The 20,862-nt window shown below is 69.8% G+C and carries 22 protein-coding genes; 11 read left to right on the top strand and 11 right to left on the bottom strand.

All coding sequences use genetic code 11. The features are described from left to right. Positions 1-44: 44 nt before the first annotated feature. The 3 genes from FHU13_RS25110 (at position 45) to FHU13_RS25100 (ending at position 2,601) form a co-directional block, all read left to right on the top strand. Positions 45-1,001, top strand: coding sequence for a uracil-DNA glycosylase family protein (locus FHU13_RS25110; protein WP_183438550.1), 957 nt, complete (start codon positions 45-47; stop codon positions 999-1,001). 105 nt (positions 1,002-1,106) lie between these two features. Continuing rightward, positions 1,107-2,009, top strand: coding sequence for a neutral zinc metallopeptidase (locus tag FHU13_RS25105; RefSeq protein ID WP_183438549.1), 903 nt, complete (start codon positions 1,107-1,109; stop codon positions 2,007-2,009). Between the two features lie 28 nt (positions 2,010-2,037). Continuing rightward, entirely contained in the window at positions 2,038-2,601 is a 564-nt protein-coding gene (locus FHU13_RS25100; protein WP_183438548.1) for a sugar O-acetyltransferase, read from the top strand. Between the two features lie 34 nt (positions 2,602-2,635). Here the strand turns inward: FHU13_RS25100 and FHU13_RS25095 are convergent, their stop codons facing one another. From FHU13_RS25095 to FHU13_RS25075, 5 genes are all read right to left on the bottom strand, one after another. Further along, complete coding sequence (locus FHU13_RS25095; RefSeq protein WP_183438547.1) at positions 2,636-3,382, bottom strand: arginyltransferase; 747 nt, start codon at positions 3,380-3,382, stop codon at positions 2,636-2,638. A 151-nt stretch (positions 3,383-3,533) separates the two neighbouring features. Continuing rightward, entirely contained in the window at positions 3,534-4,028 is a 495-nt protein-coding gene (locus FHU13_RS25090; protein WP_183438546.1) for an RDD family protein, read from the bottom strand. 155 nt (positions 4,029-4,183) lie between these two features. After that, complete coding sequence (locus tag FHU13_RS25085; protein WP_183438545.1) at positions 4,184-4,600, bottom strand: hypothetical protein; 417 nt, start codon at positions 4,598-4,600, stop codon at positions 4,184-4,186. A 30-nt stretch (positions 4,601-4,630) separates the two neighbouring features. After that, a complete protein-coding gene (hemB, locus tag FHU13_RS25080; RefSeq protein WP_183438544.1) occupies positions 4,631-5,686 on the bottom strand; it encodes a porphobilinogen synthase in 1,056 nt (351 codons plus the stop codon). Positions 5,687-6,080: 394 nt separating this feature from the next. Then, the gene (locus FHU13_RS25075) at positions 6,081-6,320 is read right to left on the bottom strand and encodes a DUF6894 family protein (protein ID WP_183438543.1); all 240 of its coding nucleotides are present in this window, start codon (positions 6,318-6,320) and stop codon (positions 6,081-6,083) included. A gap of 403 nt (positions 6,321-6,723) precedes the next feature. On the opposite strand from FHU13_RS25075, the gene FHU13_RS25070 reads away from it, so the two are divergent. From FHU13_RS25070 to ldtR, 3 genes are all read left to right on the top strand, one after another. Further along, entirely contained in the window at positions 6,724-7,881 is a 1,158-nt protein-coding gene (locus FHU13_RS25070; protein WP_183438542.1) for an enoyl-CoA hydratase/isomerase family protein, read from the top strand. Continuing rightward, a complete protein-coding gene (locus FHU13_RS25065; RefSeq protein ID WP_183438541.1) occupies positions 7,878-8,345 on the top strand; it encodes a DUF6163 family protein in 468 nt (155 codons plus the stop codon). The genes FHU13_RS25070 and FHU13_RS25065 overlap by 4 nt, the downstream gene beginning before the upstream one ends. Positions 8,346-8,506: 161 nt before the next feature. After that, complete coding sequence (gene ldtR / locus FHU13_RS25060) at positions 8,507-9,025, top strand: transcriptional regulator LdtR (protein ID WP_183438540.1); 519 nt, start codon at positions 8,507-8,509, stop codon at positions 9,023-9,025. A 157-nt stretch (positions 9,026-9,182) separates the two neighbouring features. Here the strand turns inward: ldtR and pqqA (FHU13_RS25055) are convergent, their stop codons facing one another. Together pqqA (FHU13_RS25055) and pqqA (FHU13_RS25050) are read right to left on the bottom strand one after the other, a co-directional pair. Further along, the gene (gene pqqA / locus FHU13_RS25055; protein ID WP_015857429.1) at positions 9,183-9,272 is read right to left on the bottom strand and encodes a pyrroloquinoline quinone precursor peptide PqqA; all 90 of its coding nucleotides are present in this window, start codon (positions 9,270-9,272) and stop codon (positions 9,183-9,185) included. Positions 9,273-9,334: 62 nt separating this feature from the next. Beyond that, positions 9,335-9,424 (bottom strand): pyrroloquinoline quinone precursor peptide PqqA, encoded by a 90-nt coding sequence (gene pqqA / locus FHU13_RS25050; RefSeq protein WP_015857429.1) that lies wholly within the window; start codon positions 9,422-9,424, stop codon positions 9,335-9,337. A gap of 478 nt (positions 9,425-9,902) precedes the next feature. Between pqqA (FHU13_RS25050) and serS the strand changes: the two genes are divergently transcribed. The 4 genes from serS to FHU13_RS25030 all read left to right on the top strand — a co-directional run bounded on the left by serS (position 9,903) and on the right by FHU13_RS25030 (position 14,251). Continuing rightward, positions 9,903-11,189 carry a serine--tRNA ligase gene (serS, locus tag FHU13_RS25045; protein ID WP_183438539.1) on the top strand — a complete coding sequence of 429 codons (1,287 nt, stop codon included), beginning with the start codon at positions 9,903-9,905 and terminating at the stop codon, positions 11,187-11,189. Further along, entirely contained in the window at positions 11,189-11,953 is a 765-nt protein-coding gene (surE, locus tag FHU13_RS25040) for a 5'/3'-nucleotidase SurE (protein WP_183438538.1), read from the top strand. The genes serS and surE overlap by 1 nt, the downstream gene beginning before the upstream one ends. A 24-nt stretch (positions 11,954-11,977) precedes the next feature. Continuing rightward, entirely contained in the window at positions 11,978-12,688 is a 711-nt protein-coding gene (locus tag FHU13_RS25035) for a protein-L-isoaspartate O-methyltransferase (protein ID WP_183438537.1), read from the top strand. 198 nt (positions 12,689-12,886) lie between these two features. Continuing rightward, positions 12,887-14,251, top strand: a complete 1,365-nt coding sequence (locus tag FHU13_RS25030; protein WP_183438536.1) for a murein hydrolase activator EnvC — start codon at positions 12,887-12,889, stop codon at positions 14,249-14,251. A 351-nt stretch (positions 14,252-14,602) separates the two neighbouring features. Here the strand turns inward: FHU13_RS25030 and FHU13_RS25025 are convergent, their stop codons facing one another. The 4 genes from FHU13_RS25025 to FHU13_RS25010 are packed head-to-tail and all read right to left on the bottom strand — an operon-like array spanning position 14,603 to position 19,287. Beyond that, a complete protein-coding gene (locus tag FHU13_RS25025) occupies positions 14,603-16,117 on the bottom strand; it encodes an NAD(P)/FAD-dependent oxidoreductase (protein WP_183438535.1) in 1,515 nt (504 codons plus the stop codon). Beyond that, complete coding sequence (locus FHU13_RS25020) at positions 16,114-17,034, bottom strand: alpha/beta hydrolase (protein WP_183438534.1); 921 nt, start codon at positions 17,032-17,034, stop codon at positions 16,114-16,116. The genes FHU13_RS25025 and FHU13_RS25020 overlap by 4 nt, the downstream gene beginning before the upstream one ends. A gap of 31 nt (positions 17,035-17,065) precedes the next feature. Next, the gene (locus FHU13_RS25015) at positions 17,066-17,890 is read right to left on the bottom strand and encodes an SDR family NAD(P)-dependent oxidoreductase (RefSeq protein ID WP_183438601.1); all 825 of its coding nucleotides are present in this window, start codon (positions 17,888-17,890) and stop codon (positions 17,066-17,068) included. 17 nt (positions 17,891-17,907) lie between these two features. Next, complete coding sequence (locus FHU13_RS25010) at positions 17,908-19,287, bottom strand: protein adenylyltransferase SelO family protein (RefSeq protein ID WP_312889646.1); 1,380 nt, start codon at positions 19,285-19,287, stop codon at positions 17,908-17,910. A 250-nt stretch (positions 19,288-19,537) separates the two neighbouring features. Here FHU13_RS25010 and FHU13_RS25005 point away from each other — a divergent pair, with 250 nt between their 5' ends. Further along, positions 19,538-20,482 (top strand): DMT family transporter, encoded by a 945-nt coding sequence (locus FHU13_RS25005; RefSeq protein WP_183438533.1) that lies wholly within the window; start codon positions 19,538-19,540, stop codon positions 20,480-20,482. The last annotated feature ends 380 nt before the right edge of the window (positions 20,483-20,862 follow it).

Raw genomic sequence — 20,862 nt, 5'->3', positions numbered from 1 at the left:
GCGGGGCGTTCTCGGGCGTTGTCCACAGGGCGCTCTCACGCCACATGGAAGCGATGACTGCGAACCACGCGGATACCGACGCCAGGGCCGACCTGATCTCCTATCTCGACTTCCACGTCGAGGCGGGCGTCGATGCGGCGCTGGACGAGCGCCCTCACGACCGCTTCGCGGAGGCCGAGGCGCCGCAAGCCAGCGCCCAGAAGCAGAGCGAGCCGGCCCCGCGCCACGAGCCTCCCCCAACGCGCCGCGAGCCTCCGCCGATGCGACGCGAGGCCCCGTCCGACGAAGGCTCAGTCCTGGAGTTCCGGCGCGAGTTGCCGAGCCGCGACGCGCCCGCGCGTGAGCCGCCCCGCACCTACGGCAACGCGGCCGGCGCCAAGCCCGGCGAGGCGGCGGACGACGCCCGGGCGCGGGCCGAGCAGATGAAGACCCTCGACGAACTCGAGGCGCTGCTGCGGGGCTTCGAGGGCTGCGGCCTGCGCTTCACCGCAAAGAACCTCGTCTTCGCCGACGGCAATCCGCAGGCGCGGGTGATGTTCGTCGGCGAGGCGCCCGGCGCCGACGAGGATCGGATCGGCAAGCCGTTCATGGGCCGCTCCGGCCAGCTCCTCGACCGAATGATGGCGGCGATCGGTCTCGACCGGACCAGCGCCTACATCTCCAACGTCGTGCCCTGGCGCCCGCCGGGCAACCGCAACCCGACCCCGCAGGAAATCTCGATCTGCCGTCCCTTCGTCGAGCGCCAGATCGAACTTGCCAACCCCGACATCCTCGTCTGTCTCGGCGCGCCCGCGACGCAGACGCTGACCGGCACCAAGGACGGCATCCTCAAGGCCCGCGGCCGCTTCTACCCCTACCGCCTCGGCGACGGCCGCGAGATCCGGGCGCTCGCCACCCTGCACCCGGCCTACCTGCTGCGCCAGCCTGTGCAGAAGCGGCTGGCCTGGCGCGACTTCCGGATGCTGAAGAGCGCCCTCGACGGGAGCGCTTCAGGCAAGTAGGCCGGGGACGGGCGCAAGCGGAACCGTATCCTCCGCCTCGCCATTCTAGAATTCAGGCCCGGAATCCCGATGAGGCCGGGCGAGATGCGGGCGGCGGGAGACTCTATGCGCTGGGACGATTTTCGCGCCTCTGAGAACGTCGAGGACCGGCGCGGCGAGGGCGGCGGGGGCGGCTTCCCCGGCGGTGGCATGGGCGGCCTCGGCATCGGCACCATCGTCGTCGTGCTGCTGATCTCCTGGGTCACCGGCATCAACCCGGCGATCCTGCTCGGCGGCGCGCAGCAGATGGCCGGAGGCGGGCAGCAGCGCGAGCAGCGGGCCGATCCCGAGACGCAGGCCCGGCGCCGCGAGGCCCCGACCGACCGCGCCGGCCAGTTCGCCTCGAAGATCCTCGGCAACACCGAGGATGTCTGGAAAGAGATCCTGCCGAACCAGACCGGGCGGCAATACACGCCGACCACAATGGTGCTCTATCAGGGCGGCACCCGTTCGGGCTGCGGCATGGCCCAGGCCGCGATGGGCCCGTTCTACTGCCCGCTCGACAAGAAGGTCTATATCGATCTCGGCTTCTTCAAGGAGATGCAGACGAAGTTCGGCGTGAAGGGCGACTTCGCCTACGCCTACGTCATCGCCCACGAAGTCGGGCACCACGTGCAGGACGTGCTCGGCATTCTCGGCAAGGTGCAGAACCGCCAGCAGAATGCCGGCAGCAAGACGGAGGCGAACCAGCTCTCTGTGCGCGTCGAGTTGATGGCCGACTGCCTCGCGGGCGTCTGGGCCAAGAACTCCAACGATCGCTGGAATTCGCTCGACCAGAGCGACATCCAAGAGGCGCTCAACGCTGCCAGCGCCATCGGCGACGACAAGCTGCAAGAGAAGTCGCAGGGCTACGCCGTGCCGGATTCCTTCACCCACGGCTCGTCCGAGCAGCGGATGCGCTGGTTCATGACCGGCTACAAGAGCGGCCAGACCAAGTCCTGCGACACTTTCCGCGCCAGCCGCGGCTGATTCTTTCGGGATTTTCGGGGAGGCTGACATGGTCGAGACCGCGCGCGAGCTGATGCTCGCGGGAAAACCCTATCGCGGCGACGATCCGGAGTTGGTTCAGCTCCGCAACGCCGCCAAGCGGCGTCTGTTGCGGCTCAACGCCATGGAGCCCGAGGACGCGGCCGGCCGCGAGGCGGTGATCCGCGAACTTCTGGGCTCCGCCGGGCGCAACCCGACGATTTGTCCCGGGTTCGCCTGCGATTACGGCGGCAACATCAGCGTCGGCGACGACTTCTTCTGCAACTTCAACTGCGTCTTCCTCGATTGCGCCCCGATCACCATCGGCCACCGGGCGCAGATCGCCCCGGCCGTGCAGATCTACACCGCCGAACATCCCCTCGACCGCGCTTCGCGAGCCGCCTTCTGGGAATCGGCGCGCGCCGTCACCATCGGCGACGATGTGTGGATCGGCGGCGGCGCGATCCTTCTGCCGGGGATCAAAGTCGGGGACGCGGCCGTGATCGGTGCGGGCGCCGTGGTCACCCGCGACGTGCCGGCGGGCGCGGTGGTGGTGGGGAACCCTGCGAAGGTGGTGAAATGGACGCAGGAGTGATCGAGGCCGCTGGTCGCGACAGCAGCGCCGCGCTCTACTCCACCCGCACCCAGCCCTGCGGCATCAGCCGTTCCTGGGGCAGGAACTTGGCCTTGTAGTCCATCTTGCGGGACCCATCGACCCAGTAGCCGAGATACAGATACGGCAGGCCGAGCGCGCGGGCGCGCTGGATGTGGTCGAGGATCATGTAGGTGCCGAGGCTGCGGCTGGCCTGCGCGGGGTCGTAGAACGAGTAGACCATCGACAGGCCGTCGGCGAGCACGTCGGTGAGGCAGACGGCGACCGGAGCGCCGACCCCACGGCCGTGGATCGCGCTGTCGGGGCCGCGCTCGCGGTAGACCACGAGATGCGTGTCGACGTGGCTGTCCTCGATCATCATCGCGTAGTCGAGCACGGTCATGTCGACCATGCCGCCGTCGCCGTGGCGGGCGTCGAGGTAGCGGCGGAACAGGGCGTATTGCTCGGAGGCCGGGCGGTTGGGCTCCGGGGTGCCGATCAGCCCGGCATTGCGCTGGAGGATACGCCGCTGGCTGCCGGTGATGCAAAAGTCCTCGACCACCACCCGCACCGAGACGCAGGCGCGGCAGGATTCGCAGGCCGGGCGGTAGGCGATGGTCTGCGAGCGGCGGAAGCCGCCCTGGGTCAGGATCTCGTTGAGGTCGCGGGCGCGGCGCCCGACGAGATGGGTGAACACCTTCCGCTCCTCCTGACCCGGCAGGTAGGGGCACGGGGAGGGGGCCGTGAGGTAGAATTGCGGAGTGTCGCGCGGATGACTCGTCACGCTGGGAAGGCTCGCCCTCGGGGCCGGCGGCCTCGGACGCCGAGGCCACGGTCAATGTAGCGGGATCGCGGCGGCGCTCAACCGGATTGATGGCGGATTGATCACCGGTGGCGGCGTCTTTCCGCCGCCATCCCCTCACCCGAAAGAGGGATCAGTCACGCACCACAGCGAGGCCGAGCAGCAGGTCGTGGCCGAGGCGCCGGTCGGAGCGGACGAGCCCGAACAGGACGTCGAGGCACCAGAGCAGGAAGGTCGAGATCGCCACGTAGAACAGCAGCGCGTGGATGCCCGCCGTCAGGAAATCCACCGGCCGGCCGCTCTCGGGCGCCACTACCCGCAGGCCGAGCATGCGCATGCCGAGCGTGCTCTGTTTCGGTCCGCCGACCGTGATCGCGCTGTAGAGGATGCCGCTGACGCCGAGGATCGGGAACAGCATCCAAGCGAAGCCGAAGGTGAGGACGCCGAGGATCGCGATCGCGGTGGCGAGGACGGCGGTGAACACGAAGATGAAGGCAAGGTCGAGCAGGTAGGCGACCGTGCGCCCGCCGAGACTGGCCCGCACATACGGCACCGGAAACCCGCCGGGGCCGGGCATCCCCGCCGGGTTGGTGTAGCCGGGGTGATAACCGGGCTGAAAATCCGTCATGGCCGCCGCATCCTCGACCGTTGCGTGCACGTTCGATCAAGTGGGGAGACGGTGCGGCGCTGCCAAGGGAGCCGTTGACAAGAGCAGCGTTGGCATGAGTGGGGCGGAGGCGATCCTCTCACCGCACGGGTCAGACCGTCGACTTCCACCCAGCCTCATCGGGCTCCGGGATCGGCGGCCTCCGCCTCCGGCGTCGCCAGATAATAGCGCCTGAGGAGGTAGAGCGCGGCACCGTTCACCGGCCCCTGCTCGGTCGTCAGCGCCGTGAGGTCGTCGCCCGCGCCGAATTGGCAGACGAGAAAGCGCGGCCGGGTCGCCTCGGCCCTCGGCAGCGATCCGCTCCCGCCCGCGAGACGGTAATCGACGCGCACGCTGCCGCGGCTCGCGCCCGGCCCGACTCGCAGCAGGCTGATCTCGGCTGCGGGCGGGGCCAGTGCCGGCACCGCCCGGCGGCAGAGCGTCGCCCGGCGCGCGTCCAGCGCCGTGTCGCAGCCGGATCCGGCTACGAGCCAGAGGGCGAGGGCGCCCACCAACGCCGCGGCGCGGCCGCCGTCCGGAAGCCCTCGGAGCACGCTCGCCCCACTCCCGCCGGACGTCCCCGCTCAGGCGCCCGCGCGCAGACGCTCGGCAACGCGAGGGGCGTAATAGGTCAGGACTCCGTCGGCCCCGGCCCGCTTGAAGGCGAGCAGGCTCTCGGTCATGGCGCGCTCGCCGTCGAGCCAGCCGTTGCGGGCGGCGGCCTCGATCATCGCGTACTCGCCCGACACTTGGTAGGCGAAGGTTGGCACGCCGAACTCCGTCTTCACCCGGGTGATGATGTCGAGGTAGGGCAGGCCGGGCTTGACCATGACCGAGTCGGCTCCCTCGGCGAGGTCGAGGGCCACCTCGCGTAGCGCTTCGGCGGCGTTGCCGGGGTCCATCTGGTAGGTGCGTTTATCACCGACCAAGGCCGCCTTGGTGCCGATGGCGTCGCGGAAGGGGCCGTAGAAGGCGCTGGCATATTTGGCGGCGTACGCCATGATCTGGACATCGCGGAAGCCCGCCCGGTCGAGGCCGTTGCGGATCGCGCCGACGCGCCCGTCCATCATGTCGGAGGGGGCGATGATGTCGGTGCCGGCCTCGGCCTGGATCAGGCTCTGCTCGACCAGGACCGCCACGGTCTCGTCGTTGAGGATCGCGCCGTCCTCGATCAGCCCGTCATGGCCGTGGCTGGTATAGGGATCGAGCGCGACATCCGTCATCACGCCGATCTCAGGCACCGCCCGCTTCACCGCCCGCACCGCCCGGCAGACGAGGTTTTCGCGGTTCAGCGCCTCGGATCCGGTCGGATCGCGCAGGGACGGCTCGGTGTAGGGGAAGAACGAGACCAACGGGATGCCGAGCCGGGCCGCGCGCTCGGCCTCACGCACGACCTCGTCCACGCTCAGACGCTCGACGCCCGGCATCGAGGCGATCGGCTCGCGCCGACCCTCACCCTCGATGACGAAGAGCGGCCAAATCAAATCATCGACGGTGAGGGTATGCTCGCGCACGAGGCGGCGCGACCAGTCCGCCTTGCGGTTGCGGCGCGGTCGCTGAGTCAGGCTCAGCGGCCCCGAACCCGGCGCGGCTTCACGCGCGGTTTCGATGGCGAGCGGGCGCGGGGTGGCGTCTGACATGGCCCTCAGGACTCCGGTGCTCCAGCGCGCTCTCGAGCCGAAGGGTGCGCCGGCTCGGGGGGAAAGAGCGCATCACGACAAAGACGTCAAAGCCATGGTCGACGGCAAGTCGATCGGCGATGGCCCGAGGCGGAGCATTCCAGGCTCGCATCCCCAAAAACCGTCCGGCGGCCGGAGGTTTCCCCGCAAAAAGGATCGGTGGGGAGAGCGCCGCGGAACGCGCGGCCATGAGAGATGCGCCTAGCACATCCCGATTTGGACCCGAAAGGCGCCGTTGCCGCAGGGCAGGCTCCCGTTGTCCTGTGGCTTCATTGCATCCGGCGACGGTCATGCCCGTCGCCCTGCCCCCGCGACGAGGGGAGGGTGGAGACTCGGCCGGCACCCGAAGTCGGTATCAATCCGCCACATCCTCGATCTGACAGACGAGGCGCAGGCGCATCACCACCCTGTCGGGTCCGTCACGCACCGTCACGACGACAACACCGCTCCCGCCGAGCTTCTGCGGATCGGCGGCGAAAGCCGCCCCACGCGACAGCGCTTCGCCCCGCGCAGCTTGGCGGTCGGACAGGTCCCGACCGTCCGTGTCGATAATGACGGCATCGTCATGGATGTCGAAGAAGTAGCGAGGCACCATCCATCCCTTCCGCCTCGTCCAGGACGTCGGACCGTGCGGCCTCGATTCACCAAGCAACCACCACCGCCCGCTTTCCGAAGGTGCAGAAGGTGCGGACACTGCTCAACAACAAATGCGCGAGCCGTCACAACCTAGAGGCGATCAATGCGGGTGACGGCACGGTTTCAGACCCGCATATCCGATGGCCGGGAAGGCCCCCGTCCAGGAACCGTCAAGCGGGCCGCATGCGGATCCAGCTGGGTGCGACCGCAGCGGGTTGGATCCGCATGCGGCCCGCGTTGACGCCCTGCCCGTGAGTTCGTCTAAGAGGGCCGCGCGGCCCGTGCCGCGGGCATGACACCGCCGGGCAGCGGGCGTCCGATCGGGGCAGCATGGCGGAATGAGCGCGGCGTTGGAGCGCGGAATGTCGGGTGGGCAAAGGATCTTGCGAGAGGACGTGCGAGCGGAATTGGCCGAGCCCGAGATCGCCTTCGAGACCCGCGGGGAGGCCGGGCTGATCACCCTGAGACGGCCGAAGGCGCTCAACGCCCTGACGCTGCCGATGGTGGAGGCGATGCACCGCCAGCTCCGGGCCTGGGCAGGGGATGCGCGGGTCAGCCGGGTCGTGGTGCGCGGCTCAGGCGGGCGCGCCTTCTGCGCGGGCGGCGACATCCGCCAGATCCACGCCCTCGGTCAGGCCGGGCGCCATGCCGACGTGATGGCGTTCTGGCGCGGGGAATACTGGCTCGATGCCGCGGTGAAGAGCTACCCGAAGCCCTACATCGCCCTGATCGAGGGCATCGTCATGGGTGGTGGCGTCGGCATCTCGCTGCACGGCGACGTGCGGGTGGCGGCCGAGAGCTACAGCTTCGCCATGCCCGAGACCGGCATCGGCTTCTTCCCCGATGTCGGCGCGACCTATGCCCTGCCGCGCCTGCCCGGCTGCACCGGGCGCTACCTCGCGCTGACCGGCGCCCGGATCGCCGCCGGCGACGCGCTCGCCGTGGGACTGGCGACCCATGCGGCGCGGGCGGCCGATTTCGAGACCATCATCGATCGGCTGGCGGGAGGCGGGGCGATCGCCCGCGCCTTCGACGGCCTCGACGCGCCGGCGACAGAGACCGGCCCCCTCGTCGCCGAGCGGACGCTGATCGATGCCTGCTTTTGCGCCGACACCGTCGCGGAGGTGCTCACCCGCCTCGACGCGGCGGCGCGGCAGGGCTCTGCCTTCGCCGAGGCCAGTGCGGCGACGATCCGCACCCGCTCGCCTACCAGCCTGACCATCGCCCAGGCGCTGATGCGCCGGGGTGGCGAACTCAGCTTTGCCGAGGCCATGCTCGCCGAGTACCGGCTGGCCGAGTGGCTGATGGGTGGACACGACTTCTACGAGGGCGTGCGGGCGGTGATCATCGACAAGGACAACCGGCCGGCGTGGCGACCCGCCACCCTGGATGACGTCGACGGCGCAGCGATCCAGGCCGCCTTCGGCCCGCCCGACGGCACCGAGCCGCGCTTCGACGGCAGCCAGGGCCCGCGCGACGAGGCGCCGGCCGCGGGAGGGCGCATGGGAGCACGGTCGTGAAGGCGCTTGCCAAGGTCGGCACCACCCTCGACGGGCGCGGGCGCCCGAGCGCCGGAGCCGGCGACCGAATCGAGGGCACCACGCCGCGGGCGCAGACCCGCTGGGACGTGGTGCTGGTCTGGTTCATGCGGATCACCGCCCTGGTCTGGCTCGTCAAGGGACTCACCACCTGGGGCGAGATCCTCGACCTGATTCCCGGCCGGACGCCGTTCGCCGACCTACCGATGGGGCGGCAATCGGCGATCGTCTACTTCGCGGTGATCGACTTCGTGGCGGCGGTCGGCCTGTGGCTGACGAGTGCCTGGGGCGGGGTGGTCTGGCTCCTCGCCGCGACCTCGGCGCTGACGCTGGCGCTGCTGACGCCGCAGCTCCTGCCGATGCCGACGCCGGTGATCGCAGTGCAGGCAAGCATTGTCGCTGTTTACTTCGTGTTATCCTGGCTGGCGGCGCGCGATGTAGGCTGAACAAGAGGTCAACATCAGCGTTTCATTTTGCATTTACCGACAGAAGTAAATCGCGAGTTCATCCTGTCGCTTAAATCGGCTTTCATCGGTGCGGCCTAGGTTCACCTCATAAGCGAGGCCGGTCAGCAAGAACCGGCACGAACCGACAGGAAGGCATCACGATGAGCACGAAGGCCGCCAACACCGCCCTCAAGAGCACCGACACCGCCGCCGAAGCCCAGGGCGCCGCCGGCTCCTATCTCGAGGCGCTGCACCTCGTCGAGCGGCTGCACCGCCGCCTGCTCGACGTCATCAAGGACGAGTTCGACCGGCGCGGTCGGGAGGACGTCAACAGCGTCCAGGCGCTGCTGCTCTACAACATCGGCGACAAGGAGCTCACGGCCAGCGAGCTGCGCTCCAAGGGCTACTATCTCGGCTCGAACGTGTCCTACAACGTCAAGAAGCTCGTCGAGGCCGGCTTCCTGCACCACGCCCGATCCAAGACCGACCGCCGCTCGGTGCGCATCAGCCTGACGCCGAAGGGGCGCGAGATCCACGACCTGATCCAGGGCCTCTACGACAAGCACGCCCGCACGATCCAGCCGATCGGCGGCATCTCCGAGGATGATTTCGGCCGCCTCAACCAGGCGCTTTCCCGCCTGGAGCGCTTCTGGACCGACCAGATCCGCTACCGTCTCTGATCATCAAAGCAGGCGTCACAAAGCAGGAAGGCCGGAGGGTTCGTGACAGAACCCTCCGGCCTTCCTGCTTTTCGTCGTGATGCCGCAAACGAAAAGGGCGCCACCCTGTTCGAGTGACGCCCTCCGTCTCACCGGATCGAATCCGGCGACAGCCTTCTTAGTTGAAGGTGTCGATCTCAGCGGACTCGTAGGAGGTGACTTCCATGCCGACGCAGATCTCGGCAACGACGGGAGCGGACCACTTCATGACGTTTCTCCTGGTAGACGAAGGGATGAAAACCGAACCGGCCTAGGGCCGGCGACGCCTTCTCAGTTGAAGGTGTCGATCTCGGCGGACTCGTAGGAGGTGACTTCCATGCCGACGCAGATCTCGGCAACGACGGGGGCAGACCACTTCATGGCGTGTCTCCTGATGACAATTTGAAAACGAAGGTCGGTCTCATGACCGTCCCACCTCGAACTGAGGTGGTGGCCGTTCGTTTGCCGGGCCCCTCGTGTTCGACGTCCTTGATATAGGCAATCTGTTGGGCGCAATTCAAGCGGACCCTACACTTATATTTCTCATAGAGAGCTCTCAGGAGCGCCCAAACTGGTGGCCGAGAGCGGCAACGCCCTGCCAAACGCGCGAAAAAGTGCTGGACAAGCAACGATATAGTGCCGGTCACCGTGATCCACAAGCGAGAGTGGCGGAACCATTCGCACACTCCATTGCCGATTTCTCCCGGTCCTTTCTTTCGGAAATCCGGCGCTCCGAGGGCAGGCCGGCGCGTCACAGCGCAGCCCGGCTCGGCGCCTGCGCACGCGCCCGCTCTTGTGATGCGGGGGGCGATGCGGCAAAGCGGGGCCCTCGCGCGCACAAGACCTCAAGAGCCCCGAAATGCACGACATCCGCGCCATCCGCGAGAACCCGGAGGCCTTCGACCGCGACCTCGAGCGGCGCGGCCTCTCGCCCCTGAGCGCCGAGCTGATCGCCCTCGACGATGCGCGGAAGGCAGCCGTCTCGGCGGCGCAGGGCGCGCAGGAGCGGCGCAACGCGCTGTCCAAGGAGATCGGCGCGGCCAAGAAGGTGAAGGACGAGGACCGCGCCTCCGAGCTGATGGCCGAGGTCGCCCGTCTCAAGGAGGAAGCGCCGGGGCTGGAGGCCGCGCAAGGCGAGGCGGAAAAAGCCCTCGACGCGCGCCTCGCCGCGATCCCGAACCGGCCGAAGCAGGACGTTCCCTTCGGCGCCGACGAGCACGGCAATGTCGAGTACCGCCGCTTCGACTCCTCGCGCGAGCGCCTCGCGCAGGGCCGCCAGCACTTCGAGCTGGGCGAGGCCATCGGGCTGATGGATTTCGAGGCAGCGGCCAAGCTCTCCGGCTCGCGCTTCGTGGTGCTCAAAGGCCAGCTGGCCCGGCTTGAGCGGGCGCTCGGGCAGTTCATGCTCGACCTCCACACGACCGAGCACGGCTACACGGAGGTGATTCCGCCGATCCTCGTGCGCGACGAGGCGATGTTCGGCACGGCGCAGTTGCCGAAATTCCGTGACGACCAGTTCGCGGCGGGCGACAGCTTCTGGCTGATCCCCACGGCGGAAGTGCCCCTCACCAATCTCGTGCGCGAAAACATCCTCGCGGAGGACGAGCTTCCCCTCCGCTTCACCGCGCTCACCCCCTGCTTCCGGGCCGAGGCCGGGGCGGCGGGGCGCGACACCCGCGGCATGCTGCGCCAGCACCAGTTCAACAAGGTCGAGCTGGTCTCGATCACCGCGCCCGAACAATCGGCCGAGGAGCACGAGCGGATGCTCGCCTGCGCCGAGGCCGTGCTGAAAAAGCTCGACCTGACCTATCGCGTCATGACGCTCTGCACCGGCGACATGGGCTTTGCCAGCCAGAAGACCTACGACATCGAGGTCTGGGTCCCCGGACAGCAGACCTACCGGGAGATCTCGTCCTGCTCGGTCTGCGGCGAGTTCCAGGCGCGGCGGATGAATGCGCGCTACCGGGCGAAGGAGGGCAGGGGGGTCGGCTTCGTCCACACCCTGAACGGCTCCGGCGTCGCGGTCGGCCGCGCCTTGATCGCCGTGATGGAAAACTACCAGAACCCCGACGGCAGCGTCACGATCCCGTCGGTGCTTCAGCCCTACATGGGCGGCCTGAACCGAATCGAGGGACCGAACCACTGATGCGCATCCTGGTCACCAACGACGACGGCATCCACGCGCCGGGCCTGGAGACGCTGGAGGGGATCGCCCGCGAACTCAGCGACGACGTCTGGGTGGTCGCGCCCGAATACGACCAATCGGGCGTCTCGCACTCGCTCTCGCTGAACGATCCGCTGCGCCTGCGCCAAGTCTCCGAAAAGCGCTTCGCGGTGAAGGGCACGCCCTCCGACTGCGTGATCATGGGTGTGTCGCACATCCTCAAGGACCAGAAGCCGGATCTCGTGCTGTCGGGGGTCAACCGCGGTCAGAACGTGGCCGAGGACGTGACCTATTCCGGCACCATCGCCGGAGCCATGGAGGGCACGATCCTCGGCATCCGCGCGATCGCGCTCAGCCAAGCCTACGGTGCGGGCGGGCGCGCCAACCTGAAATGGTCCTGCGCCGCCGCGCACGGGCCGCGGGTGATCCGCAAGATCCTGGAGATCGGGATCGAGCCCGGCATCCTCGTCAACGTCAACTTCCCCGATTGCGAGCCGGACGCGGTACAGGGCGTGGCGGTCTCGGCACAGGGCCAGCGCAACCAGGCGCTCCTGCAGATCGACGCCCGCCACGACGGGCGCGGCAACCCCTATTTCTGGCTCGCCTTCGCCAAGGCGCGGTTCGAGCCCGGCAACGGCACGGACCTGAAGGCGATCGCCGAGAACCGCATCTCGGTGACGCCGCTGCGGCTCGACCTCACCGACGAGCCGGAACTGACCCGCTTCGCCGCGGCGTTTCGAGCGTGAGCGAGAGCGGTCGATCCGGCGGCCATGCCGTCTGAGGCCGGCGATCCCGAGGAGCCGGCCGATGGGTTTGCGGACGGGCTCACGGAAGGACTGGCAGCGGCGACCGGCAACGCCGCCTTCGTGCTGGCCCTGCGCGAGCGCGGCGTGCGCGACACCACTGTGCTGCGGGCGATGGAGCGGGTGCCGCGGGGGCGCTTCGCGCCGCCGGCCCTGCGCGCCTATGCCCGGCGGGACATCGCCCTGCCGCTCGCCTGCGGCCAGACCATGACGGCACCGAGCATCGTCGCGGCCATGCTCGGCGCCCTCGACATCGCCCCCGGCGCGCGGGTGCTGGAGGTCGGCACCGGCACGGGCTACGTCACCGCCCTGCTGGTGCAACTGGGCGCAGCCCATGTGCGCAGCCTGGAGCGCTACGAGGGGCTCGCCCGCACCGCGCGGACCCATCTCGGGCGCGACTTCGACGAGGCCGCCGTCGAGACCGCCGATGGGCTCGCGCCGGAGGTCGTGCGGGGCGGGAGCTACGACCGCATCCTGCTCAACGGCAGCCTTGCCGCGCTGCCGCCGCACCTGCCCGCCGCACTCAAATCCGGCGGGCGGCTGGTCGCGGGGTTCTGGACCGGGCGGGCAAGCCGGCTCGTGACGCTGACCCGTGACGGCGCGGCGGCTTTCGCGCGAACGGAAGGACCGGCCCTGCGCCTCGGCCCGCTGACCCCGGGGCGGGCGCTCACACCGTAGCGGTTCGCGCGGTCATTCACCGGTCGACGGCAACGGTTGCGAGCGTCGAAGACGGGATCGGCGCTGTTGCCAGAGTTCCTCAACCTTTACGGATCACCCGCGAAATCGATCCGCATGGGGATCTCGGGAACGGTTGCTTAACCTCAATCCCGTTTGAATAGCTCATCACGTTGCGTCAGTGTTCAAACGGGTGCGTCGATGCGGGTTCGGGGGAAAGTTCTGGGCTTGAGGACGCTATCGCGCTTCGCCCTTATCGGAATGATCGGCGGTGGCACTGCCGCCTGCTCGTCGGACGCGTCGCGCCTCGGCGATCCCTTCACCAACCCGTTCGCCTCGCTGACGGGCGAACCCTCGGCTACCGGCAGCCTGCCGGAAGAGGGTGCCGCGGGCGAGATGGCGGCCGCCCCGGCGATCCGCACGCCGCGCATCCAGTCCCAGGCGCTGCCCGCACCCGGCCCGGCCCTGTCGCCGCGCCCCGGCGCGATCAGCTCTGCCCCGGCCAGGACTGCAACCCGCGTGGCGACGGCCGAGCCGATCTCCGGTGGAATGGCGAGCAACGTGGCCGGCCTGAACCCGGATGCGAGCCGCGCGATGACGCCGCGCGCCTCCGCCCCGGCGCCGCAGCCCAAGCTCCAGTTCGGCAAGCCCGTCGATAAGGCCGCGGACAAGGCCGCGGAGAAGCGTGCCGCCGAGGCCGCTGCCGCGAAGGCCGCCGACGCCCGCCGCGAGGCCGAGCGCCAGGCTGCCGCCGCCAAGGTCGCCGAAGCAAAGGCCGCTGAGGCCAGGGCCGCGGAGAAGGCAGCGCAGTCCAAGAAACTTGCCGATGCCAAGGCGGCCGAGGCGAAGAAGGCGGCAGAGGCCGCCAAGCATCCACGTCCGGGTCAGAAGGGCAGCGAGAAGGTCGCCAAGGCCGAGACCAAGCCCGACGCGAAGGACGCGGCCAAGGAGGCTGCGAAGGCAGAGGCCGCCCGCAAGGCCGAAGCCGACGCCAAGCAGGCCAAGGCGGACGCCGCCAAGAAGCTTGCCGAGGCCCGCGCCGCGGAAGCGGCCGCCAAGGCCGCCGCCAAGGAGAGCAAGGAAGCCGCCAAGGAAGCCGCCAAGCCTCCGGCGAAGGAGACGGCGCCCGCCGCCCCGGTGAAGGTCGCCAGCGCCGACGCCTCTGCCCCGATCCCGGCCGCCGCAGCCCCGCAGGCCCCGGCCGAGTCGTTCCGCTGGCCGGCCAAGGGCCGTATCATCAACGGCTACGGCTCCTCGGGCAACGAGGGCATCAACATCGCCGTGCCCGAGGGCACCCCGGTCAAGGCGGCCGAGGACGGCACCGTGGCCTATGCCGGCTCCGACGTGAAGGGCTACGGCAAGCTGGTTCTGGTGCGGCACAACAACGGCTACGTCTCGGCCTACGCCCATAACGGCGAGCTGGACGTGCGCCCCGGCGAGAAGGTGAAGCGCGGCCAGACCATCGCCAAGTCGGGCGCCACCGGCAACGTCACCTCGCCCCAGCTCCACTTCGAGCTTCGCAAGGGCGCGACCCCGGTCGATCCGATGCCCCATCTCGGCGGCTGAGTTTCTCTCACCGCGTGAAACCAGAACGGCGGCTCCGCGAGGGGCCGCCGTTTTCGTTTGATCACTTCGGCTGCCGTCATTGCTGCGATGTTCAGTGTTCCCTTGATCGCGGCGGGACGGCCCGTTGAGGGTGAAGGCCGCCAGGAACGATTTCGGCGGGATGCCGCCGAGGGGAGGGCGGATCGGGCCGGAGCTCGGCCAGCACAGCGTAGATCTCGTCGCGGTCAGGGCCAAACTGGCACTCCGCCGCGATCTCGGCCTCGACCGCAGCCGAGATGCGCTGCCCGGCTCGGGAAGCGCTACTGCGGCAGCAAGTCCTCCTCGCGGCCCCTGAAACGGAATGGATGGTCCTCAGTCTGCGTCCGACGCCTCGGCCGGCCGTTGCATCGTGTTCGCAGGCCGTTGTGGATCGAAGAGGTTGTAATCCTCCGCCCGAATCCGCTCGGTGCCGCGCACGTAATCGCCCACCGGGCCGGGCCAGAGCGTGCGGTTACGGCCCGAGCGGTCGAGATACCAGCTGCCGCAGCCGCCCCGCATCCAGATGCTGTCCCGCATCCGCGCATCGACCTCGCCGCGGAAGCGCGCCTGGGCTTCGGGGCGTACCTCCAGCATCCCGCCGGGATGGTCACGCAGCCGCTGCAGCGCGTCGAGCACGTGGGCGACCTGCGCCTCGACCATCAAGAGCACCGAGTTGTGGCCGAGGCCGGTATTCGGGCCGAGCAGCAGGAAGAAGTTCGGAAAGCCCGCTACCGAGACGCCGCGGAAGGCGTCCGCCCCGTCCTTCCAGGCCTGCAGCAGGCTCACGCCGCCGCGCCCGATCACCTCCGTGCGCAGTACGCTGCCGCCGGGGGAGAAGCCTGTGGCGAAGATCAGCACGTCGAGCGGGTGCTCGGCGCCGTCCGCGGTGACGAGGCCGTGGGGCAGAACCTCGCGGATCGGTGCGGTCACGAGGCTCACGTTGGGCCGGGCCAGCGCCGGGTAGTATTCGTCGGAGAGGAGCACCCGCTTGCAGCCGAGGCGGTAGTCCGGTGTGAGCTTTCTTCTCAGAGCCGGATCGGCGATCGAAGCCGCGAGGTGCCGACGCGCGCCTGCTTCGGCGAGCGCCGTGACGGTCGAGACGCGGGTGAAGCCAAGGAGCGCCGCGACCTCGCGGCGCCAGAACAGCGAGGCGCGGTAGAGCCGGCGCAGGGGCGTTACCCGCATGAGCCGCCGGAGACCATGCCCGGTCGGGCGGTCGCCGCGGGGCAGGATCCAGGGGGCCGAGCGCTGAAACTGGGTGAGGTGCGCCGCGCGCCCGACGATCTCCGGCACGAACTGCACCGCGCTCGCCCCCGTGCCGATCACGCCGACGCGTTTCCCCCTCAGGTCGCAGGAATGGTCCCAAGCCGCGGAGTGGAACGCGGTGCCGGAAAACCGTTCCAAACCGGGGAGACGGGGCAGGGCAGGGTGGTGCAGGGCGCCCATGGCGCCCACCAGCACGCGGGCAGAGATCGTCCCCCCGTCGGTTTCGACCCGCCACAGGCCCGCCGTCGCATCGAAGACAGCACGCACCACGCGGGTCTTCAGGCGCAAGAACGGCGCGAGGCCGTGCTCGGCGACGAGACCCTCCAGATAGGTCTTGATCTCGGGCTGCGGCGCGAACAGGCGGGTCCAATCGGATTTGGGGGCGAAGGAGAGGGAGTAGAGCTGCGAAGGCACGTCGCAGGCCGCGCCGGGATAAGTGTTCTCCCGCCACGTGCCGCCGATGCCCGCGGCCTTCTCCAGCACAAGGAAGCGGTCGAACCCGGCCTGCCGCGCGCGGATCGCCATGGCGAGGCCGGAAAAGCCAGCGCCGACGATGACGAGGTCGAGGGGCGACTCGCTCACGCAGCGGCCTCCGTTCCGGGCCCCGAGTCCGCCTGCAAGGCGCGGCGCAGGAAGATCGCGGCCTCATCAAGGGAGCGGCGTGCCTCGGGCAGAAAGCTCTCGGCGAGCTGCCAAGCATGCGCCACCACGGGGAAGACGGCGAGTTCGACCGGCACGCCCGCTTCCCGCGCTTTCTCGGCGAGCCTCAAGGAGTCATCGCGCAGAATTTCGCGGGCGCCGACATGGATCAGGAGCGGCGGGAACCCCTCGAAATCCGCCTCGATCGGCGAGGCGCGCGGGTCGGCGGGGTCGGCCCCGGCAAGATAGGCCGGCACGAGCCGCATCAGCGATTCCGGGCGGAACATCGCGTCGCGCCGCCCATTCGTGCGGAACGAGGCGCTGCGGCCGATCAGGTCGGTGGCCGGCGAGAACAGGGCGGCCGCCGCGGGCGGGTTCAGGCCGAGGCGGCGCGCCTCGATAATCGTCGTGAGGGCCAGGGTGCCGCCCGCGGAATCCCCAGCGACGACCGCCGGACCCGCTTGCGCGAGCGCGGCCCAGACGGCGGCGCAATCCTCGACCGCGGCCGGGAAGGGGTGCTCCGGTGCCAGCCGGTAATCCGGCGTGAACACCCGAAAGCCTCTCTGGGCGAAGCGTCCGGTGACCGGACGGTACAGTTGCGCCGAGCAGGCGATGAAGCCACCGCCGTGAAGATAGAGCAGGGTCGGACGCTCGCCCTTCGCGCCAGCTCCTTCGGCTTGCGCCCACTCGCCAGTCACGCCGCCGACCGCGCCGGGGGTGAAGGCGACGCCGGACGGCGCCGGGAACCGGGCGCCCTCGAAGGCGCGGCGGATCGCGAAGACATCGAGCGTGCTGCCGAGCCGCCGCTTCACCGCAAGGCGGATGGCGAGATCGTAGAGGTGGGCGCGCAGGCTCGCCATGGTCACGTGTCTCTGATCACTTGTCTCGAAATCATCTGTCTCGAACGGCGCGGCGGATCAGCGACCAGTAGTGCACCGGCATCAGGCGCTGGACCAGCAGGGCGCGGCGGGCGTCGGCGCCGATCACCACCCGTGGTGACCGCGCCTCGATCCCGCGCAGGATTGCCGCGGCGGCCGTCTCCGGGCGCAGGGTCAGGAGGCGCTCGAAGGCGGCCAGCCCCTCGGCGGCCTGCCGCGTATCCATGGCGCGGGGCGTGCGGGCGTTGCGAGCGATGGCGGTGGCGACCCCGCCCGGATGCACCAACGTCACGCCGAGCCCGGTGCCCTCGTATTCGTGGCGCAGGGCCTCGGTGAAGCCGCGCACCGCGAACTTGCTCGCCGCGTAGGCCGCCTGCCCCGCGGGTGCGATGATGCCGAACACGCTCGACAGGTTGACGATCTGCGCCTGGGGTTCGGCCCGCAGCAGTGGGAGGCAGGCATGGGTCAGCCGCATCACCGCGTGCAGGTTCACGTCCATCAGCCAGTCGATATCGGCCGGGTCGGTCTCCTCGAACCGCCCGCCGAGCGCCACACCGGCATTGTTGACGAGAAGCTGCAGGCCGCCGTGACGGGCCCGGACCGCCTCCGGCAGGGAAAGCAATGCGTCCCGGTCCGCGAGGTCGAGCACGTGTTCGCTGACTGTGACGCCGAAGGCGCGGGCGGCCCCTGCCGTCTGGGCCAAGCCCTCTGCGTCGCGGTCGGCGAGCGCCAAGGTGCAGCCGCGCCCGGCGAGCGCGAGGCTCAGCGCCGCACCGATCCCGCTTGCCGCTCCGGTGACGAGGGCGGTGCGACCCCGCAGAACGAAGCGCCGTGCCATGCTGCGTCCCATGACGCTCAGGCCTCCGGGGGGAGGGGACGCGTGCCGGTGGCCTCAGCCATGGCCTCGACCTCGGCCAGCTTGGCGTGGAGCGCCGACCAATCGTCGGCCTCCGCGATCGGCGCCCAGAGCGCCTCGACCTCGTCGATCAGCATCGTGCAGGGCTTTTCGCGGGCGAAGTAAGGGTGGTCAAGGTTGGCCGCCGCGGAGGGTCGCATCGCCTGGAGCGCGGCGTGGACCGGGCGGAAGGCGTCGCTGGCATAGTGCTCGCCCGCCGGGCTCCGGGCGGCGCGGGGCTCGCTGGCCAGCCCACCGCGCCAATCGAAGAAGACCTGCTCGAACGGGGCGCGGCTCTTTTCCAGGAAGGCCCAGAACGCGCCGACCAGCCGGTGGACCGCGCCCTCGCCCTCCCCTGGCACGGGCGTGACGCCGAGCCGGAACAGGATCGCCTCGGCGAACGCATCCTGAAGCGCGGGGCCGAAGGTCTTGAGCCCCGCCTCCAGCCGCTCCTTCGGCACGAGCCCGAGCAGGCAATCGGCCAATCGGCTCAGATTCCAGAACAAAGCCTCGGGCTGGCGGCCGAAGCTGTAAAGGCCCCATTCGTCGAAATTGGCCGCGGTGAAGGCCGGATCGTGCACCGGCGCGAAGCGCCAGGGGCCGTAATCGAAGCTCTCGCCGGTGACGTTGATGTTGTCGGTGTTGAGCACGCCGTGGACGAAGCCCGCGGCCATCCACTGCGCGCCCATCCGCGCCACCCGCGCCACCATCGCCTCAAAGAACAGGGCTGCCCGCTCGGTCCCGTCCGCCTCCTGGATGCCGGGATAGTAGGTCTCGACCACGTAATCGACGAGGCGGACGATGAGTTCAGGCTGTTCGAGGAACAGGAAGCGCTGGAAGGTGCCGATGCGCAGGTGTGAGTGCGAGAGCCGCACCAGCACGGCCGAGCGGGTGGGGGAGGGCTCGTCGCCCCGCTCCAGCGCCTCGCCGGTCTCGATCAGGCTGAACGACTTCGATGTCTCGACGCCGAGCGCCTCCAGCATGGCGGTGGCGAGCACCTCGCGCACGCCGCCCTTCAGGGTGAGCCGCCCGTCCGCCCCGCGCGACCACGGCGTCGTGCCGCTGCCCTTGGTGCCGAAATCGAGCAGCCGCCCGTCGCGCAGATCGCGTCCTTGCGCGAACAGGAAGCCGCGCCCGTCGCCGAGATCGGGATTGTAGGCGCGGAACTGATGGCCGTGGTAGCGCAGCGCCAGCGGCTTCTCGAACGAGCCGGGCAGAGGCGTGAAACGCGCGAAATGCGCGATCCAAGCCTCGTCCGACAGGCCGTCGAGCCCGACCCGCCGCGCCCAGGCTTGATTGCGGTAGCGCAGGATCGCCGACGGGAAGTCGGCGGGTGCCACGACGTCGTAGAAGTCGGGTCCGAGATCGGCGTGGCGGCGGGAGGAATTGAAAGCGGGCAGGTGTTCGGCTCCGGTGCGGCGGGAGGAGTCGGGCAGGCGAGGGGGAACGTCAAGCCGGCGAAAGGGTGAACCCGGCGGCGGGGAGAGGCGATCCCTCCACGGAATGGCTGCCGTGCCCTCCCCTGGCTATTCCGTGGCCGGCACGGCATGGCATCGGACCGGAACGAGCCCCGAGCACGGATCCTCCAGCGTGACCCAACGCACAACCGGCGCCCGCGCCTCCGCTGCGGCCTACCCGATCCTGACGCTGACCACCCTCCTCTGGGCGGGCAACACGGTGGCCGGCAAGTGGGCGGTCGGCGAGGTCTCGCCGCAGGTGCTGACCACCCTGCGCTGGGCCTTCGCCTTCGCGGTGCTGCTCGTGGTGGCGCGCCGCCAGGTTCTGGCAGAGCGGGACCGGCTGATGCAGCGCTGGCCCTACCTGTTCCTGATGGGCGCGTTCGGCTTCACGATCTTCGCGAGCCTGTTCTACGCCGCCGGCACCTACACCAGCGCGGTCAACGTCGCCCTGATCCAGGGGGCGGTTCCCGTCTTCGTCATGGGGCTGAACTTCGTCGTGCGCCGCGTTCCGGTGCGGGCAGGGCAGGTGGCGGGCGCCGCCGTCACCCTCGTGGGCGTGGCGGTGGCGACGACCCATGGCGATCTCGCGGTGCTGGCCCATCTCGGCCTCAATTTCGGCGACGGGCTGATGCTCGCCGCGAGCCTCGTCTATGCCGGCTATACCGTGGCACTGGCCGGGCGGCCCGCCGTGTCGGGGCTCGCCTTCTTCACCGCGCTGGCACTGGCCGCCTTCCTCACCTCGCTGCCGCCGTTGGCCGCGGAATGGGTGCTTGGCCGCTCGATCTGGCCCACCACCGCGACGGCTTGGGCGATCGTCGCCTTCGTCGCGCTCGGTCCCTCACTGCTGGCGCAGCTCTCCTTCATCCGCGGCGTCGAGCTGATCGGCCCGAACCGGGCCGGACTGTTCGTGAATCTCGTGCCGGTCTTCGGCGCGGGCCTCGCCGTGCTTCTGGCGGGCGAACCCTTCGGCGGTGCCGAGACGCTGGCGCTCCTCCTCGTGCTCGGCGGCATCCTCATCGCCGAGACCGCCGGGCGGCGGGCGACGGGGGCCAAGGATCGCGGAACGAACCGCTGAACGCGGCCGAACGCAGGACACGCCCTCGAGGAGGGCGGGCGTGGCACCATCGCCATCCGGCCCGAAACCCTCGATGGCGGCCAAGCGGCCCTCAGCATCGCCGACGACGGACCGGCCATCCCGGCGAGCTTCGATCCGGCGGCAAGTCGCAGTCTCGGCTTCCGGACGGTGCTCCGCCTTGTCCTCGCCACCGGTCTCGCGTCCGCCGCGGCCTGACCGAGCGACGTTGGGCCACTCTCGCAGCTGCGAGCCAGCGTGGCTGGGCGAGGGCAGGGCAGCTTCGAAGACGGCACGGAAGCGGAGGAGCGAGCGGCCTTCTCCGTCGAACAGGCGCAGGGTGGGGAGGCCGGCCGCGTACTCGGCCGCGCGCGCTGCCAGCT

This window comes from Methylobacterium sp. R2-1 (assembly GCF_014191355.1).
GTDB lineage: Bacteria > Pseudomonadota > Alphaproteobacteria > Rhizobiales > Beijerinckiaceae > Methylobacterium.
The sequence above is the reverse complement of the archived record's forward strand: the minus strand, read 5'-3'. Positions and strand labels throughout refer to the sequence as shown.

Excerpts from the sequence above, each read along its gene's own strand:
- pqqA (WP_015857429.1), bottom strand. The coding sequence starts at position 9,424 with ATGAAGTGGTCTGCCCCCGTCGTTGCCGAGATCTGCGTCGGCATGGAA.
- FHU13_RS25075 (WP_183438543.1), bottom strand. The coding sequence starts at position 6,320 with ATGGTGCCTCGCTACTTCTTCGACATCCATGACGATGCCGTCATTATC.
- surE (WP_183438538.1), top strand. The coding sequence starts at position 11,189 with ATGCGCATCCTGGTCACCAACGACGACGGCATCCACGCGCCGGGCCTG.
- FHU13_RS25035 (WP_183438537.1), top strand. The coding sequence starts at position 11,978 with ATGCCGTCTGAGGCCGGCGATCCCGAGGAGCCGGCCGATGGGTTTGCG.
- FHU13_RS25070 (WP_183438542.1), top strand. The coding sequence starts at position 6,724 with ATGTCGGGTGGGCAAAGGATCTTGCGAGAGGACGTGCGAGCGGAATTG.
- serS (WP_183438539.1), top strand. The coding sequence starts at position 9,903 with ATGCACGACATCCGCGCCATCCGCGAGAACCCGGAGGCCTTCGACCGC.
- FHU13_RS25100 (WP_183438548.1), top strand. The coding sequence starts at position 2,038 with ATGGTCGAGACCGCGCGCGAGCTGATGCTCGCGGGAAAACCCTATCGC.
- FHU13_RS25030 (WP_183438536.1), top strand. The coding sequence starts at position 12,887 with ATGCGGGTTCGGGGGAAAGTTCTGGGCTTGAGGACGCTATCGCGCTTC.
- FHU13_RS25020 (WP_183438534.1), bottom strand. The coding sequence starts at position 17,034 with ATGGCGAGCCTGCGCGCCCACCTCTACGATCTCGCCATCCGCCTTGCG.
- FHU13_RS25015 (WP_183438601.1), bottom strand. The coding sequence starts at position 17,890 with ATGGCACGGCGCTTCGTTCTGCGGGGTCGCACCGCCCTCGTCACCGGA.
- FHU13_RS25110 (WP_183438550.1), top strand. The coding sequence starts at position 45 with ATGGAAGCGATGACTGCGAACCACGCGGATACCGACGCCAGGGCCGAC.
- hemB (WP_183438544.1), bottom strand. The coding sequence starts at position 5,686 with ATGTCAGACGCCACCCCGCGCCCGCTCGCCATCGAAACCGCGCGTGAA.
- pqqA (WP_015857429.1), bottom strand. The coding sequence starts at position 9,272 with ATGAAGTGGTCCGCTCCCGTCGTTGCCGAGATCTGCGTCGGCATGGAA.
- FHU13_RS25105 (WP_183438549.1), top strand. The coding sequence starts at position 1,107 with ATGCGCTGGGACGATTTTCGCGCCTCTGAGAACGTCGAGGACCGGCGC.
- FHU13_RS25090 (WP_183438546.1), bottom strand. The coding sequence starts at position 4,028 with ATGACGGATTTTCAGCCCGGTTATCACCCCGGCTACACCAACCCGGCG.
- ldtR (WP_183438540.1), top strand. The coding sequence starts at position 8,507 with ATGAGCACGAAGGCCGCCAACACCGCCCTCAAGAGCACCGACACCGCC.